Origin of the sequence: Pseudomonas sp. NFR16, assembly GCF_900108875.1 — a bacterium.
In the GTDB taxonomy this organism is placed as follows: Bacteria; Pseudomonadota; Gammaproteobacteria; order Pseudomonadales; family Pseudomonadaceae; genus Aquipseudomonas.
This window is the reverse complement of sequence record NZ_FNYJ01000009.1, coordinates 137468-152568: the sequence shown is the minus strand read 5'-3', so window position 1 is coordinate 152568 and position 15101 is coordinate 137468. Positions and strand designations below refer to the sequence as shown.

Here is a 15101-nt window from a genome sequence, read left to right as displayed (position 1 = left end):
CGGACATGACCAAGCCGTACGTCTTCATCAACGAACAGATGCAATCCTACGCCACACTGAAAAACCGCGTCGGCGGTAATGCAAAGTTCGATACGCTCAATGCGCATCTCCTCAATATCGTGGTCATGCCCGGCCAGATTGTGGTGATGGGCGACCTTTCGACGCGCACAGTGACGGTTGAGGAAACCGAACTGATGGACTACGCCCGCAACGTGCGCAGACAACTGAGCCAGCATCAGGCCGGGGCCGATGGGCTCGTCATCAAGAACTATGACCTGCTGCAGCACATGCTCGGATATGGATCGCTGGGGCTTGGCGCCGCGACGAGCAGCTGGAGTGCGCACCTAGAGAGCATCAAGAAGACACTGGATGACATCGAGCGGCTTTATAAACTGTCGCTCACCCGAGGTACTCCCATCGCCCGACAGGAGTTCATCAACCAACGCAAAGTCCTTTTCGCCAAGCTTGATATTCAACTGCAAGGTATTGCGCGCTGGGGGACGAAGTTGAGAAAGAAGGGGTCTATCAAAAAGATGCTGGGGATCTCGACGAAGAGTTATTTGCATACGGGGGAGATTCAGGGGTATGCGAAGAAAATCGGCGGTATCGCTAAGGCGGTCAAAGTACTCAAAAAGGGATCAGCAGTTGGCATAGGGATGAATGTTTTGTCGAGTGCTCTGGAAGTCAAGGAGGCGTGCTCCGCTGGAAGAGACGACCTGTGCAGAAGGGCCCACTACGTGGAAGGCACAAAACTGGTGTCGGGAATCGCCAGCGGTTCTATCGGTGGCGCTGCTGCAGGTTATTTGATGACAAGTATCTGCACAGTCGTGTTCGCTGTTCCAACGGGAGGATTGAGTTCCCTCGGGTGTGGAATAGTGGGCGGGCTGGTAGGCGGATATGCTGGAGGAGCAATGGGCGAGTTGTACGGCGAACTTGCAGGCGAGATGCTCTATGATTGGGCTCCAAAGTGATGCCCCCGACTTTGGGTATTCTTTCCCTCATTCTGCTGTGCTGTACGCTCTTGACGACACTGACCATGGTCATTTTCGCTTATCGGAAAATCGATCTGCTCGAGGGTTATCTCGAAGGCTGCAAGTGCATATCGGACACTCGCTCCAACTGGGGCGGCGGCATCATAGGAAGGCAGATGCGGATGAACATGGTGTCGATAGTTTTGACATTTCCCCAAACAATGCACGCTAAAGGATATATAACTGCAGACGCCAACTTAAGAGTGCCTGAAAGATTGAGAAAACAGGTATTTTGGCACTACTTAGCCCTCCACCTGGTCTTCGGATGCATGATCGCATTTTACGCTGTCATTAAATTCCGGTAGGGGCGTCCCATCACCGCAGCACGCCGCCGCGACTGCGCAGGACGCAAACTTTTGGGAGTGAGCCAACTGTCTCTAACGCGATTTCGATCATTGGCATGACACCCGAAGCCTTCCCGGCTAAAGCAGGTCCTACGAAAATCTTGTAGCATCTGTAGGACCGGCCACAGCCGGGAGGAGGGCGGTGCATTTTCAGCTCAACGAGCACACAGGCCGAATTCGCAAGCAAGGCCGCTCCCAACTTCAGTGTTCCGGTTAGCGCCTTTTTGCCTTTCGCCTGCGCCACTGCCGCCCGACCCACCAGCGCCAATACGCCATCGTCCCGAAATACCCCACCAGACCCGCGACCACGCCTGCGACCATGGAACCCAGCAGAAACGGCTGCCACAGCGTGGTCAGCTGGCCGCTGATCCAGTCCCAGCTCAGTTCGTCCGGAAAGCTGCGCGGTGGAAGCCCCAGCAGCAGCGCGCCGATCTTGTAGGTGATGTAGAACACCGGTGGCATGGTCAGCGGATTGGTCAACCAGCACAGGCTGACGGCGATCGGCATGTTCGCGCGGACCCAGACGGCGAGGATCGCCGCCAGCAGCATCTGCAGCGGCATCGGCATCAGTGCCGCGAACAGGCCGATGCCCATGGCTCGCGCAACCGAGTGGCGGTTGAGGTGCCAGAGGTTCGGATCATGCAGGAGGGTGCCGAGAAATCGTAAGGACTTGTGTTCCCGGATGCTGTTCGGATCGGGCATGTAGCGCTTGAACAGATGGCGTGGCATACGTGAATCCGGCAGTGAGGGCGGAAAATTCGGGCAAGTATGCACGGATAGTGACCTGCGAAAATTCAGACTTTGTGACAATTAATAAATCGGCGGGAGCGTGGGTGGGCTAAGTCATGAGGGTGGATTTCACCCGATGACAAGGAAAGCCTTATGCGCACAGGGATGGTCGCGCTTGCGACGGGATTGCTGTTGTTGCGGTTTCTGCCCGTGTTGCCGCCGGTCTGGTTGTTGCTGGTCATGCCGCTCGTGGCACTGATGCTGCTGCCGTTTCGAACGTATCCGCTGGCCTTCTTTCTGTTCGGCCTCGCCTGGGCGTGCTTCTCGGCCCGATCAGCCCTGCACGACCGGTTGCCCGAGCGCTTTGACGGCCAGACGTTCTGGCTGGAAGGCCAAGTCGCCGGTTTGCCGCAAACCATCGACGGTGTCGTGCGTTTTCAGCTGCAGCAGCCCGAATCCCGACGGACACGGTTACCCGAGCAGATCCGGCTGGGCTGGTATGGCGGACCGCCGGTCAACAGTGGCGAGCGTTGGCGGCTGGCGGTCAAGCTCAAGCGACCGGGCGGTCTGGTCAATTCAGGCGCATTCGATTACGAGGCCTGGCTGCTGTCTCAGCGGATTGGCGCAACCGGCACGGTCGTCGACGGGCAGATGCTCGCGCCTGCGCAGCACAACTGGCGCGACGGCCTGCGTCAGCGTTTGCTCGCGGTTGATGCGCAGGGCCGGCAAGGCGGCCTGGCGGCATTGGTGCTGGGCGACGACTCAGGCCTCAGCCCCGCGGACTGGCAGGTGCTGCAAGACACCGGCACCATCCATCTGCTGGTGATCTCCGGCACGCACATCGGCTTGCTTGCCGGTCTGTTGTACGGGCTGGTTGCCGGGCTTGCCCGTTGGGGAGCATGGCCACGGCGTCTGCCCTGGTTGCCTTGTGCCTGCATCGTCGCCTTCGGCGGCGCGCTGGCTTACGGGTTTCTCGCCGGTTTCGAAGTGCCGGTGCAGAGGGCCTGCGTGATGCTCGGACTGGTCCTGCTCTGGCGGCTGCGCTTTCGCCATCTGGGTGTCACATGGCCCTTGTTGATTGCGCTGAATCTGGTCCTGATCACCGAGCCATTGGTCAGCCTCAGGCCAGGATTCTGGCTGTCGTTCGCCGCGGTGGGGATTCTCATGCTGATCTTCGGCGGACGGCTGGGTCGCTGGACCTGGCTGCAAAGCTGGACCCGGGCGCAGTGGCTGATCGCCGTCGGTCTGCTGCCGATCCTGCTGGCGCTGAACCTGCCGGTGAGCATCAGCGGCCCCGCGGTCAATCTGCTGGCCGTGCCGTGGATCAGCCTTGTCGTTCTCCCGCTGGCGTTGCTCGGGACGCTGTTGCTGGCCTTGCCTGTCTTCGGTGAGCCGCTGCTCTGGCTGGCGGGTGGCTCGATGGACTGGCTGTTCCGCTTCCTCGCTGTCATGGCCGAAGTCGCCCCGGCGTGGTCCGGCCCGCAGGTGCCCGGCTGGATCTGGCCCATCAGCCTGCTTGGCGCGCTCATGTTGTTGCTGCCTGAAGGCGTGCCCATGCGTCTGCTGGGTTGGCCGTTGCTGGCGTTGTGCGTTTTTCCTCCCCAGCAGACTGTGCCCGCGGGCGAGGTACAGGTGCAGCAGCTGGATGTAGGCCAAGGCTTGGCGATCGTGCTGCGAACCCGGCAGCACACCTTGCTCTACGATGCCGGGCCGCGCTTCGGCGAATTCGATATCGGCGAGCGAGTGGTGCTCCCCGCGATCCGGCGCGCCGGGCTCACTCGCCTGGACGTGATGCTGCTCAGTCACGCCGACGCCGATCACGCCGGTGGCGCCGCGGCGATCCTCGAGGGGCTGTCGGTCGACCGGGTACTGGCAGGCGACGTAGGGCGTCTACCTGCCGAGTTGCAGGCCGAGTCCTGTCGTAACGGCGAAAGCTGGACGTGGGATGAAGTGACTTTTTCCACGTGGATCTGGGAAAACGCGGCGCCAGGCAACCAGGCGTCCTGCGTGCTGAAAGTCGAGGCCAAGGGCGAACGTCTATTGCTGACCGGCGACATCGATGTCGATGCCGAGCGTGCCATGCTGGCCGATGGGTTCGATGCGCGCGCCGAGTGGCTGCAATCGCCTCATCACGGCAGCCGCAGCTCGTCGTCTCGCGCTTTTCTGCGAGCGGTCGGCGCCCACAGCGTGCTGATCTCGCGAGGGCGCAACAATGCCTTCGGCCACCCGCACCCGCTGGTGATGTCTCGCTATCAGTGGTCCGGCATGCGGGTGTACGACAGTGCCGAATCGGGCGCCATCACACTGCAGCTGGGCGCTCGGCAGGACGCGAGCGGGGAGCGCCAGAGCAAGCGCTTCTGGCGCGACTGATGTGCGGTTATTCATCGCCGCGATCGCCCAGCCGACGACGCGATCCGGCGAGCCTATGTTAGAGTGGCGCCACTTTTTTTCAGGGGGTGGTCGCTGTGTGGGAGCTGGTCAAATCTGGTGGCTGGATGATGCTACCGATCATTTTGAGTTCCATTGCCGCCGTTGGAATCATCATCGAGCGCCTCTGGACACTGCGCGCCAGCCGCATCACACCGCCGCATCTGCTCGGTCAGGTGTGGCGCTGGATTCAGGACAAACAACTGAGCGGCGACAAGCTCAAAGAACTGCGCGCCGACTCCCCGCTGGGTGAAATCCTCGCCGCAGGCCTGGCCAACTCCCGGCATGGCCGCGAGATCATGAAAGAATGCATCGAGGAGGCCGCAGCCCGCGTCATTCACGAGCTGGAGCGCTACCTTGCGACGCTGGGCACCATCGCGGCAATGGCGCCGCTGCTGGGTCTGCTGGGTACCGTGCTGGGCATGATCGACATTTTCAGCTCGTTTACCAGCACCGGCATGACCGGCAACGCGGGCATGCTTGCAGGCGGCATCGCCAAGGCACTGATCTGCACGGCCTCAGGCCTGACCGTGGCGATCCCGACAATCTTTTTCCATCGCTACCTGCAAAACCGCGTCGACGAACTGGTGGTTGGCATGGAGCAGGAAGCCATCAAGCTGGTGGAAGTGGTGCAGGGCGACCGCGATGTCGATCTGACCGGTGCCAAACCTGACCTCAAGGCCGCCGCGCGTGGCGAGGGCAGGAAGAAGTGAAATTCCGCCGTCGCAAACCTCGGGAGACCATCGACATCAATCTGGTGTCGCTGATCGACGTGGTGTTCATCCTCTTGCTGTTCTTCGTCGTGACCACGACCTTCACGCGGGAAACCCAGTTGCGCGTCGACCTGCCCCAGGCCGTGACCGGTGCGTCGGCCGACGATGTCGACAAGAAGCACGTGGACATCACGATCAACGCCGATGGCGTGTATTCGGTGAATAACACGCTGCTGGCGGACAGCAAGCTGGAAACCCTCATCGACGCCCTGCAGAAAGAATCGGGCGGCGACACCAATCTGCCGTTGTCGATCAGCGCCGACGGCAAGACACCCCATCAGGCGGTGATCACGGCGATGGATGCGGCCGGCAAACTGGGTTTCGCTCACTTGCGCATGACCACTGTCGAGGCCGCATCGGCTAACTGATGGCACTGACCGACCGATTGCTTGACGCCTGGTACAAAGGCCATCCGGCACTGGCTTTGCTGCGTCCGCTCGAAAGCCTGTATCGGCGGGTGGTCGACGGCAAGCGCGCGCGTTTTCTCGCCGGCCAGGGTGACATCTACAAGGCGCCCGTGCCGGTTATCGTGGTCGGCAACATCACCGTTGGCGGCACGGGAAAAACGCCGCTGATTCTCTGGATGATCGATTATTGCCGTCGCCGCGGGTTGCGGGTCGGCGTGGTCAGTCGCGGCTACGGCGCCACACCGCCGAGCCTGCCTTGGCGGGTATCGGCCGGGCAGAGCGCGGCCCAGGCGGGTGACGAGCCGCTGTTGATCGTCAAACGCGCAGGTGTGCCGTTGATGATCGATCCTGACCGATCCCGGGCGGTGCGAGCCCTGCTGGCACAGGAGCCGCTGGACCTGATTCTTTCCGACGACGGTCTGCAGCATTACCGGCTGGCCCGTGATCTCGAACTGGTGCTGATCGACGCCGCTCGCGGGCTGGGAAACCGGCGCTGCCTGCCGGCTGGCCCGCTGCGCGAACCGGTCGAGCGCCTGCAGAGCGTCGACGCGCTGCTTTACAACGGCGCGGCGGATGATCGCGATGACGGCTACGCGTTTCAGTTACAGCCCAGCGCGCTGGTCAATCTGTTGAGTGGCGAGCGTCACCCGGTCGATCACTTTCCCCAAGGCCAGGCGCTGCATGCGGTCGCCGGAATCGGTAACCCGCAACGTTTCTTCAAAACCCTTGAAGGACTACACTGGCGGCCTGTTCCCCATGCATTCGCCGATCATGCGGTGTTCAGCGCAGAGGCCCTTGCGTTCACGCCCGCGCTGCCCATCGTCATGACCGAGAAAGACGCCGTGAAGTGTGCATCCTTCGCGGCCCCCGACTGGTGGTACCTGGCCGTGGAAGCCGTGCCTTCCGCTGCCTTCGTCAGTTGGTTCGATTCGCAGTTAAACCGTCTTCTGCCATGATTCGCTCAGGATTTCCTATGGACACCAAATTGCTCGACATCCTCGCTTGCCCGATCTGCAAAGGTCCGCTCAAGCTCAGCGCCGATAAAACCGAGCTGATCAGCAAAGGCGCAGGCCTGGCTTATCCGATCCGTGATGGCATTCCTGTCATGCTGGAAAGCGAAGCGCGCACCCTGACCACCGACGAGCGTCTGGACAAATGACCGCACCGTTTACCGTTGTCATTCCGGCGCGCTACGGCTCCAGCCGCTTTCCCGGTAAACCCCTGAAAACCATCGCGGGCAAGCCGATGATTCAGCACGTATGGGAGCAGGCGCGCAAAAGCAGCGCCGAGCGCGTGGTCGTTGCGACCGATGACGCGCGCATCGTCGAGGCCTGTCAGGCGTTCGGCGCCGAAGTGCTGATGACCCGGGACGACCACAACTCCGGCACCGACCGGCTGGCGGAAGTCGCTGCGCTGCTGGGGTTGGCCAATGACGCCATCGTCGTCAACGTCCAGGGTGACGAGCCGATGATTCCTCCGGCGGTGATCGATCAGGTCGCCGACAACCTGGCTGCGCATCCCGAAGCCCGGATGTCGACGCTGGCCGAGCCCATCGAAGACGTGACGTCGCTGTTCAATCCCAATGTGGTCAAGGTCTGTTCCGATATCAACGGCCTGGCCCTGACGTTCAGTCGTGCGCCGCTGCCATGGGCCCGCGATGCGCTGGCAAAAAGCCGTGACACGTTGCCCGAAGGCGTGCCGTACCGCCGCCACATCGGGATTTACGCCTACCGCGCCGGTTTCCTGCATGACTTCGTCAGCTGGGGACCGTGCTGGCTGGAAAACACCGAAAACCTCGAGCAGTTGCGGGCCCTGTGGCATGGCGTGCGTATCCACGTCGCGGACGCCCTCGAAGCACCTCCGGCGGGTGTCGACACCGCTGAAGACCTGGAACGCGTGCGGCGTTTGCTGGAGATCTGATGAGCATGGGTTTTGCCGTTTCGATGCCACACACGCAGGTTCGCCCATGACCCTGCAGCTGCAATCCGATGTGTCACTCAAGCCCTACAACACCTTTGGCGTGGACGTGCGTGCGCGCCTGTTTGCCGAAGCGCGCACCGACGAGGACGTGCGTGAAGCGCTGGCCTATTCGGCGCAGAACCACATCGACCTGTTGGTGCTGGGCGGCGGCAGCAATCTGTTGCTCACCGGTGATGTCGATGCGCTGGTACTGCGCATGGCCAGTCGTGGCATTCGCATCGTTCATGAGGACTGCGATCGCGCCATCGTCGAGGCAGAGGCAGGCGAACCGTGGCACCCGTTCGTTCAGGATATGCTCGCCCAAGGCCTGGCCGGACTGGAAAACCTGAGCCTGATCCCGGGCACGGTCGGGGCTGCGCCCATGCAGAACATCGGTGCTTACGGCGTCGAGATCAAAGACGTTTTCCACAGCCTGGTCGCCATGGACCGGCTCAACGGTGAGTTGAAAGAGTTTTCGCTACAGGACTGCGCCTTCGGCTATCGCGACAGTGTGTTCAAGCATCAGACCGGTCGCTGGCTGATCCTGCGGGTGCGCTTTGCGTTGACCTTTGCTGCCCGACTGCATCTGGATTACGGGCCTGTGCGCCAGCGCCTCGAAGAGCAGGGCATCAAGGACCCGACGCCTGTACACGTCAGCAAAGCGATCTGTGCGATCCGCAGCGAGAAGCTGCCCGACCCGGCGGTGCTCGGCAATGCCGGCAGTTTCTTCAAAAATCCGCTGGTGCCGGCCGACGTTGCTGCACGCATCAAGCAGGCTCATCCCGGTCTGGTGACTTATCCTCAGCCTGACGGGCAGGTCAAACTGGCGGCGGGCTGGTTGATCGAGCAAGCGGGCTGGAAGGGTTTTCGTGAAGGCGATGCTGGCGTGCATGCTTTGCAGTCGCTGGTACTGGTCAACTATGGCTCAGCCTCCGGACACGACCTGCTCAATCTGGCTCAGCGGATTCAGGCCGATGTCCTCGAGCGCTTCGGCGTGACGCTGGAAATGGAGCCTAATCTCTGCTGAGGTCCTGGCCGGGCTTTGCCGTGGTCTTTGCCGTCAGGGCATGTCTGTCATCACGTTCAGAGGTCAAAGCATGAGTGAAACCCTGTGTGCCATCGTGCTTGCCGCCGGGTTGGGCAGCCGCTTTCGTCAAGTCGCCGGCAGCCATCGCAATAAGCTGCTGGCACAATGCACTGGGCGTGACGGGGTCGAGCGCTCGGTTCTCGAGCAGGTGTTGGTCAGCGTCCGCACCGTCGCGGACACCATCGTGCTGCTGACCCGCCCCGACTATTGCAGCGTGGCCGAACTCGCCCTGCGCCACGGTTGTCAGGTCGTCGTGCTGGACTCGCCCGGAATGGGCGACAGCATTGCCGCTGCCGTGGCGGCCGAACCTGATCATCGCGGCTGGCTCGTCGTTCTGGGCGACATGCCTTTCATCAGTCCCGAAACCCTTCGGTACGTTGCGTCGAGCCTTGAGGACGACGCAATCAGCGTCCCGGTGCATGTCGGCAAGTACGGGCATCCGGTGGGCTTTGGTCGGCATTTCGGTGCTTCACTGATGGCATTGACAGGCGAGAAGGGCGCCCGACGTCTGTTTCAGGGGGCGAACGTCAAAGAGCTCCATACAGAAGACTCAGGCGTGCTGTGGGATGTGGACGTGCCTGCCGCGCTGGTCTTCAAATAACCGGGTTTTCTTTATCGCCGCCATAAAAAAGCCCCACCTGCTCACACAGGTGGGGCTTTTTGTTGACTGAAGGATTACGCGAGCGGTTTAGGCTCTTTGTTCTCTTCCAGTTCTTCACCGTTTTCAGTCACGACAGCCTTGGCCGGCTCGACGTTTTCGCTGACAGCCGGGGCTGGAGCGGAGACGGCTTCGACGGCAGGAGCAGGGCTGGCAGCTTCTGCCTGAGCGACAGGTGCAGCGCTCGCGGCGGCTTCGGCTTCCTTCTGCAGACGCTCGGCTTCCAGGCGACGACGGCGAACTTCACGAGGATCGTTCGGCGCGCGACCGGTGCTGGCCATTGGCAGTGCCGGCTTCTCGGCGGCAGGCACCGGAGCAGCTGCAGCTTCGACGGCCACTGGCGCCGCGACGATTTCCGGCGCTGCTGTCTGGTCAGATGCCTCAACCACAAGAGCGTTGACCACTGGGGCTTCGGCTACAGCGGTTTCGGCTACAGGCGCTTCGGCTACAGGTGCGACAGCAGCTGGTTTCTCAATCGCTGGCTCGGCATCTTTCAGCGCTTCGACAGGTGCAGCGGCCGGGGCCTCTACCACAGGAGCCGGTACTTCGACGGCGACTGGCGCTTGTTCCGCAGCGGGGGCATCGACCTGCTCAGCCTGAGCAGCGGCTTTGACCTGACGCTCGAACGGGCTCAGCGACGCATCGAATTGAGCCACTTCAACTTCCGGCATGACCGAACGTTTGACCGGTGCATCCTGACTTTCGATGGCCGGTGCTTCGACGACAGGTGCCTGCATAACAGGCTCAGGCGCTTTCTCGGCCGGTTCTACTGCCGAGGCTTCGGCTGCCGAGTTGGCGCGCTCCGCCTGACGGTGGGCATCAGCCTCGGCCGGGGCGCTGATCACGCTTTCAGCGACGGCTGCGGTGACCGCCAGACCTGCGGCGATTTCAGTGCTGTTGCCCGAGTCACGGACTTCAGCGGCCTGTTCCTGGCCGCCTTCGCTGCCTTCAGAGCCTTCGATCACATCACCGTTGGCATCGCGCTGACGCTCACGACGGTTGCTGCGACGACGCTGACCACGGGAGCGACGACGAGGGCGATCGCCTTCGGCGTGTTCCTGGTTATCGTCCTGCTGCTCTTCGTTGCTCAGCAATGTTTCGTCTTCGGCAGCCGCTGCAGCCTGCTCGGCGCGCGGTTGACGCTCTTCACGCGGCGGACGTGGCTGACGCTCTTCACGCGGGGCGCGCTCAGGACGTTCTTCGCGCGGCACATTGACTGCCGGAGCGGCATCCAGCGGTTCGCGCAGTTCACGCACGCGCTCTTCGCGCGGCTTGCGGTCTTCGCGCGGTGCACGTGGCTGACGCTCTTCACGCGGCGCACGAGGTTGACGTTCTTCGCGCGGTGCGGCGGTTTCGTCACGGGCTTCACGCGGCTCGCGCGGGGCACGTTCTTCGCGGGGAGCGCGCTCTTCACGAGGGGCGCGTTCTTCACGAGGTGCACGCTCTTCGCGCGGTGCGCGTTCTTCACGCTCGGCACGCGGCGCACGCTCTTCGCGAGGCTTGCGCTCTTCATCGCGGCGGCCGTTACGGCTGCGGCTCTGCTGGCGACCGTTGCGACGCTCTTCGTTGCGGGCAGGGCGCTCGCTGGCCGGTTTCTCGACGACGGCGGCCGGGGCAACAGGCTCTTCCTTGGTCGCGAACAGGCTGACCAGGGATTTCACCAACCCTTTGAACAGGCTTGGCTCATGAGCGACAGGCGCGGGAGCGACCGGTGCAGCGGTTTCGGTTGGCACTGGCGCGTTGGCGCGGGCCGGCGCGGTCTTGACCGCTGCTTCCTGGCGAACCAGCGTGCGAGTGGCGGCTGTCGGCTGGACTTCTTCCACTTCGGCGGCAGCCGCGGCAATCTCGTAGCTCGACTGCAGACTGTGCGCTTCAGGGCTGTCGTCACGCAGACGCTGCACTTCGAAGTGAGGCGTTTCGAGGTGATCGTTCGGCAGGATGACGATGCGTGCACGGGTGCGCAGCTCGATCTTGGTGATCGAATTGCGTTTTTCGTTCAGCAGGAACGCAGCCACCGGGATCGGCACTTGAGCGCGGACTTCGGCAGTCCGGTCTTTCAGGGCTTCTTCTTCGATCAGGCGCAGGATCGCCAGCGACAGCGATTCGACGTCGCGGATGATGCCGGTGCCGCTGCAGCGCGGGCACACGATGCCGCTGCTCTCGCCCAGAGACGGACGCAGGCGCTGACGGGACATCTCCAACAGGCCGAAACGCGAAATGCGACCGACCTGAACACGGGCACGGTCGGCTTCCAGGCTTTCGCGGACCTTTTCTTCCACGGCGCGCTGGTTCTTGGCAGGCGTCATGTCGATGAAGTCGATGACGATCAGGCCGCCGATGTCGCGCAGGCGCAGTTGACGGGCGATTTCTTCGGCCGCTTCAAGGTTGGTCTGCAGGGCGGTTTCTTCGATGTCGCTGCCTTTGGTGGCGCGCGCCGAGTTGATGTCGATGGACACCAGCGCTTCGGTAGGATCGATGACGATGGAGCCGCCGGAAGGCAGTTCGACGACGCGCTGGAAAGCGGTCTCGATCTGGCTTTCGATCTGGAAGCGGTTGAAGAGGGGAACGCTGTCTTCGTACAGCTTGATCTTGCTGGCGTACTGCGGCATGACTTGACGGATGAAGGTCAGGGCTTCTTCCTGAGCTTCGACGCTGTCGATCAGCACTTCGCCGATGTCCTGGCGCAGGTAGTCACGGATGGCGCGGATGATGACGTTGCTTTCCTGGTAGATCAGGAAAGGCGCGGCGCGGTCCTGGGAGGCCTCTTTGATGGCGGTCCACAGTTGCAGCAGGTAGTCGAGGTCCCACTGCATTTCTTCGCTGCTGCGGCCAAGGCCTGCGGTGCGAACGATCAGGCCCATGTCGGCAGGTGCGATCAGGCCGTTGAGCGCTTCACGCAGCTCGTTGCGCTCTTCGCCTTCGATGCGACGCGAGATGCCGCCGGCGCGCGGGTTGTTCGGCATCAGCACCAGATAACGACCGGCCAGGCTGATGAAGGTGGTCAGGGCTGCGCCCTTGTTGCCACGTTCTTCTTTTTCGACCTGAACGATGACTTCCTGGCCTTCGCTCAGAACGTCCTTGATGTTGACGCGGCCTTCCGGGGATTTCTTGAAGTATTCGCGGGAGATTTCTTTCAGCGGCAGGAAGCCGTGACGCTCGGAGCCGAAGTCGACAAACGCCGCTTCAAGGCTGGGTTCGATGCGCGTGATCCGGCCTTTATAGATGTTGGCCTTCTTCTGTTCGCGGGCCCCGGATTCGATGTCCAGGTCATATAGGCGCTGGCCGTCTACCAGCGCAACACGCAACTCTTCGGGTTGAGTCGCGTTAATCAGCATTCTTTTCATGTAGTACCGTCGGTTTCCGGGCTGCCGGAAACGGCGTTCGGCACACACGACTTCTCACGGTCGGTGTCAGGGCGCGTCAGGAGTGTTTTAACACTCCAGTGTCTAGCGATATCCGGCCAGCGGGGCCGTAGTCGCGACGACGTTTCCTGCTTGCTGTGGTGACAAATGACACCCTGTCAGCAAAAGCTTTGTCAGGAGGAGGAATCAACCATCGGTAGCGGACGATATGAAGCGTCTTGAATAAAGCCTTTTGCTACACAGTCCGACGGTTGTGCGTCTCCACCCCACACGTATCCCTGATAATTCGGGTGCTGCCGCGCGCTGAATCCGCAACGGGTTGCATTTACCGCGATCTTCGATGGGAAGTTCGCGCGTCATGGCTCAAATAAGGCATGGTTTCCGAAGCATTCGCCCGGAGAGATTGCCTGCGACTGCACCTTGTGAACTGGCCTTGAACGTGGGCCTCGATGGCGAGTGACTCACTCCGCGATCGGGCTTGTTTCAGGCCTCATGTCACCTGCGCTCGTAACGCCTGCTGATCTTCCGTTGTCACCGAAAGCCCCGTAGGGCGGCCTCGCGCCCTCGTGAATTGCGTTGGTCAGGGCCGGCTGTCATACCGTTTGTCCGCTGTCCAGGCCGCTTTTGGCGGCGTTCGCGACTATAGCAGCAATCATTAAGTGCTTCAAATCCATAAAAAATTGTTATGATTTGCGCCATGACGAATATCACCCCCCCAACCCCCGGCGTCCAGCTGGTAGAGGTTGCGCCGGAACTTGCCGGTCAACGCATCGATAATTTTCTGATCACGTACCTCAAGGGCGTTCCCAAAACCTTGATTTACCGCATATTGCGCAAGGGCGAAGTGCGAGTGAACAAGGGACGGATCAAGCCCGAGTACAAGCTTCAGGCCGGTGACATTGTGCGCGTTCCGCCGGTACGCGTGCCTGAGCGCGACGAGCCGGTGCCGGTCGCTCAAGGGCTGCTGCAACGGCTCGAAGCTGCCATCGTCCATGAGGACAAAGGCCTGATCGTCCTCAACAAGCCCGCTGGCATCGCGGTTCACGGCGGCAGCGGGCTCAGCTTCGGCGTCATCGAAGCCTTTCGTCAGTTGCGTCCCGATGCCAAGGAGCTCGAACTGGTGCATCGCCTGGATCGGGACACCTCGGGTCTGCTGATGATTGCCAAGAAGCGCAGCATGTTGCGCCATCTGCACGAGCAGTTGCGCGGCGACGGCGTCGACAAGCGCTACATGGCGCTGGTGCGCGGGCACTGGGCGACATCGCAGAAGCAGGTCCGCGCGCCGTTGCTCAAGAGCAACCTGCGTTCCGGCGAGCGCATGGTCGAAGTGAACGATGAGGGCAAAGAGGCGCTGACGTTGTTCAAGGTGCTGCGCCGCTTCGGTGACTTTGCCACCCTGGTCGAGGCGCGTCCGATAACCGGTCGTACCCACCAGATTCGCGTGCATGCCCTGCACGCCGGTCACTGCATTGCTGGCGACAGCAAATACGGTGATGAAGACTTTACCCGGGAAATCCGCGATCTGGGCGGCAAGCGCCTGTTCCTGCATGCTTATGCCTTGACCGTGCCGCTGCCCGATGGCGGCGAGTTGAAACTCGAAGCGCCCGTGGACGAGATGTGGGCCAAGACTGTGGAGCGATTGAGTGCGCCCTGATTATGAGCTGCTGATTTTCGACTGGGACGGCACGCTGTCCGACTCCGTAGGCCGCATCGTCGATGCCATGCAAGCCGCCGCAAATCTCTCTGCAAGGCCTGTGCGTGATGAGGCGGCAATCAAGGGGATCATCGGCTTGGGGTTGCCTGAGGCGATTCGTACGCTCTATCCGGAAATCACTGCCAGTGACCTGATCGATTTTCGTCAGCACTACGCCGACAGCTATATGGCGATGGACGTTGAACCTTCGAAGCTGTTCGAGGGTGTGCACGAATCGCTGGAGGCGTTCCGCGCCGAAGGCTATCGGCTCGCCGTTGCAACCGGTAAGGCCCGTCGGGGGCTGGATCGCGTGCTCAAGGCGCACGGCTGGCAGGATTACTTCGACGCTACCCGGGCGGCGGATGAAACCGCCAGCAAGCCTGATCCGCTGATGCTTAACGAGATTCTTCAGCAGTGCGGTGTGCGGCCGGAAAAGGCGCTGATGGTCGGTGACGCTTCATTTGATTTATTGATGGCCCGCAACGCTGGCATGGATTCGGTGGCGGTGGGGTACGGAGCGCAGGCTCTGGACTCGTTGCGCCAGTACGAACCGCGCCTGGCGATCGGGCATTTTTCCGAGCTGCGCACCTGGTTGGGTGTGCGGACCGCCGAATCTTCGTTGTTGGGGTAA

At 61.8% G+C, this 15101-nt stretch carries 13 protein-coding genes; 11 read left to right on the top strand and 2 right to left on the bottom strand.

Features of this window, described 5'->3' with window-relative positions:
• The coding region (locus BMZ10_RS26790; RefSeq protein ID WP_256214604.1) for a hypothetical protein at positions 1-971 on the top strand (971 nt) is incomplete at its 5' end.
• Between the two features lie 617 nt (positions 972-1588).
• Here the strand turns inward: BMZ10_RS26790 and BMZ10_RS26780 are convergent.
• The gene (locus BMZ10_RS26780; RefSeq protein ID WP_093469683.1) at positions 1589-2104 is read right to left on the bottom strand and encodes a DUF2062 domain-containing protein; all 516 of its coding nucleotides are present in this window, start codon (positions 2102-2104) and stop codon (positions 1589-1591) included.
• Between the two features lie 153 nt (positions 2105-2257).
• On the opposite strand from BMZ10_RS26780, the gene BMZ10_RS26775 reads away from it, so the two are divergent.
• The 8 genes from BMZ10_RS26775 (at position 2258) to BMZ10_RS26740 (ending at position 9358) form a co-directional block, all read left to right on the top strand.
• Positions 2258-4474 carry a DNA internalization-related competence protein ComEC/Rec2 gene (locus tag BMZ10_RS26775; protein ID WP_093469680.1) on the top strand — a complete coding sequence of 739 codons (2217 nt, stop codon included), beginning with the start codon at positions 2258-2260 and terminating at the stop codon, positions 4472-4474.
• A gap of 95 nt (positions 4475-4569) precedes the next feature.
• The gene (locus BMZ10_RS26770; protein WP_093469676.1) at positions 4570-5244 is read left to right on the top strand and encodes a MotA/TolQ/ExbB proton channel family protein; all 675 of its coding nucleotides are present in this window, start codon (positions 4570-4572) and stop codon (positions 5242-5244) included.
• Positions 5241-5672: an ExbD/TolR family protein gene (locus BMZ10_RS26765; RefSeq protein WP_093469673.1), complete on the top strand. Its 432-nt coding sequence runs from the start codon at positions 5241-5243 to the stop codon at positions 5670-5672. The genes BMZ10_RS26770 and BMZ10_RS26765 overlap by 4 nt, the downstream gene beginning before the upstream one ends.
• Positions 5672-6667 carry a tetraacyldisaccharide 4'-kinase gene (gene lpxK / locus BMZ10_RS26760; RefSeq protein WP_093469670.1) on the top strand — a complete coding sequence of 332 codons (996 nt, stop codon included), beginning with the start codon at positions 5672-5674 and terminating at the stop codon, positions 6665-6667. Before BMZ10_RS26765 ends, lpxK begins: the two co-directional genes overlap by 1 nt.
• Before the next feature lie 17 nt (positions 6668-6684).
• The gene (locus BMZ10_RS26755; protein ID WP_003174668.1) at positions 6685-6870 is read left to right on the top strand and encodes a Trm112 family protein; all 186 of its coding nucleotides are present in this window, start codon (positions 6685-6687) and stop codon (positions 6868-6870) included.
• Positions 6867-7631: a 3-deoxy-manno-octulosonate cytidylyltransferase gene (gene kdsB / locus BMZ10_RS26750; RefSeq protein ID WP_093469667.1), complete on the top strand. Its 765-nt coding sequence runs from the start codon at positions 6867-6869 to the stop codon at positions 7629-7631. The genes BMZ10_RS26755 and kdsB overlap by 4 nt, the downstream gene beginning before the upstream one ends.
• A gap of 46 nt (positions 7632-7677) precedes the next feature.
• Entirely contained in the window at positions 7678-8697 is a 1020-nt protein-coding gene (gene murB / locus BMZ10_RS26745) for a UDP-N-acetylmuramate dehydrogenase (protein WP_093469664.1), read from the top strand.
• Positions 8698-8767: 70 nt separating this feature from the next.
• Positions 8768-9358, top strand: a complete 591-nt coding sequence (locus tag BMZ10_RS26740) for a nucleotidyltransferase family protein (RefSeq protein WP_093469661.1) — start codon at positions 8768-8770, stop codon at positions 9356-9358.
• A gap of 74 nt (positions 9359-9432) precedes the next feature.
• Here the strand turns inward: BMZ10_RS26740 and rne are convergent, their stop codons facing one another.
• On the bottom strand, positions 9433-12759 hold the full coding sequence (gene rne / locus BMZ10_RS26735; protein ID WP_218147280.1) for a ribonuclease E: 3327 nt from the start codon (positions 12757-12759) through the stop codon (positions 9433-9435).
• A gap of 715 nt (positions 12760-13474) precedes the next feature.
• On the opposite strand from rne, the gene rluC reads away from it, so the two are divergent.
• Together rluC and BMZ10_RS26725 are read left to right on the top strand one after the other, a co-directional pair.
• Complete coding sequence (gene rluC / locus BMZ10_RS26730; protein WP_093469655.1) at positions 13475-14431, top strand: 23S rRNA pseudouridine(955/2504/2580) synthase RluC; 957 nt, start codon at positions 13475-13477, stop codon at positions 14429-14431.
• Positions 14421-15101, top strand: coding sequence for an HAD-IA family hydrolase (locus BMZ10_RS26725; protein WP_093469652.1), 681 nt, complete (start codon positions 14421-14423; stop codon positions 15099-15101). Before rluC ends, BMZ10_RS26725 begins: the two co-directional genes overlap by 11 nt.

Excerpts from the sequence above, each read along its gene's own strand:
- BMZ10_RS26780 (WP_093469683.1), bottom strand. The coding sequence starts at position 2,104 with ATGCCACGCCATCTGTTCAAGCGCTACATGCCCGATCCGAACAGCATC.
- BMZ10_RS26775 (WP_093469680.1), top strand. The coding sequence starts at position 2,258 with ATGCGCACAGGGATGGTCGCGCTTGCGACGGGATTGCTGTTGTTGCGG.
- lpxK (WP_093469670.1), top strand. The coding sequence starts at position 5,672 with ATGGCACTGACCGACCGATTGCTTGACGCCTGGTACAAAGGCCATCCG.
- BMZ10_RS26755 (WP_003174668.1), top strand. The coding sequence starts at position 6,685 with ATGGACACCAAATTGCTCGACATCCTCGCTTGCCCGATCTGCAAAGGT.
- kdsB (WP_093469667.1), top strand. The coding sequence starts at position 6,867 with ATGACCGCACCGTTTACCGTTGTCATTCCGGCGCGCTACGGCTCCAGC.
- murB (WP_093469664.1), top strand. The coding sequence starts at position 7,678 with ATGACCCTGCAGCTGCAATCCGATGTGTCACTCAAGCCCTACAACACC.
- BMZ10_RS26740 (WP_093469661.1), top strand. The coding sequence starts at position 8,768 with ATGAGTGAAACCCTGTGTGCCATCGTGCTTGCCGCCGGGTTGGGCAGC.
- rne (WP_218147280.1), bottom strand. The coding sequence starts at position 12,759 with ATGAAAAGAATGCTGATTAACGCGACTCAACCCGAAGAGTTGCGTGTT.
- rluC (WP_093469655.1), top strand. The coding sequence starts at position 13,475 with ATGACGAATATCACCCCCCCAACCCCCGGCGTCCAGCTGGTAGAGGTT.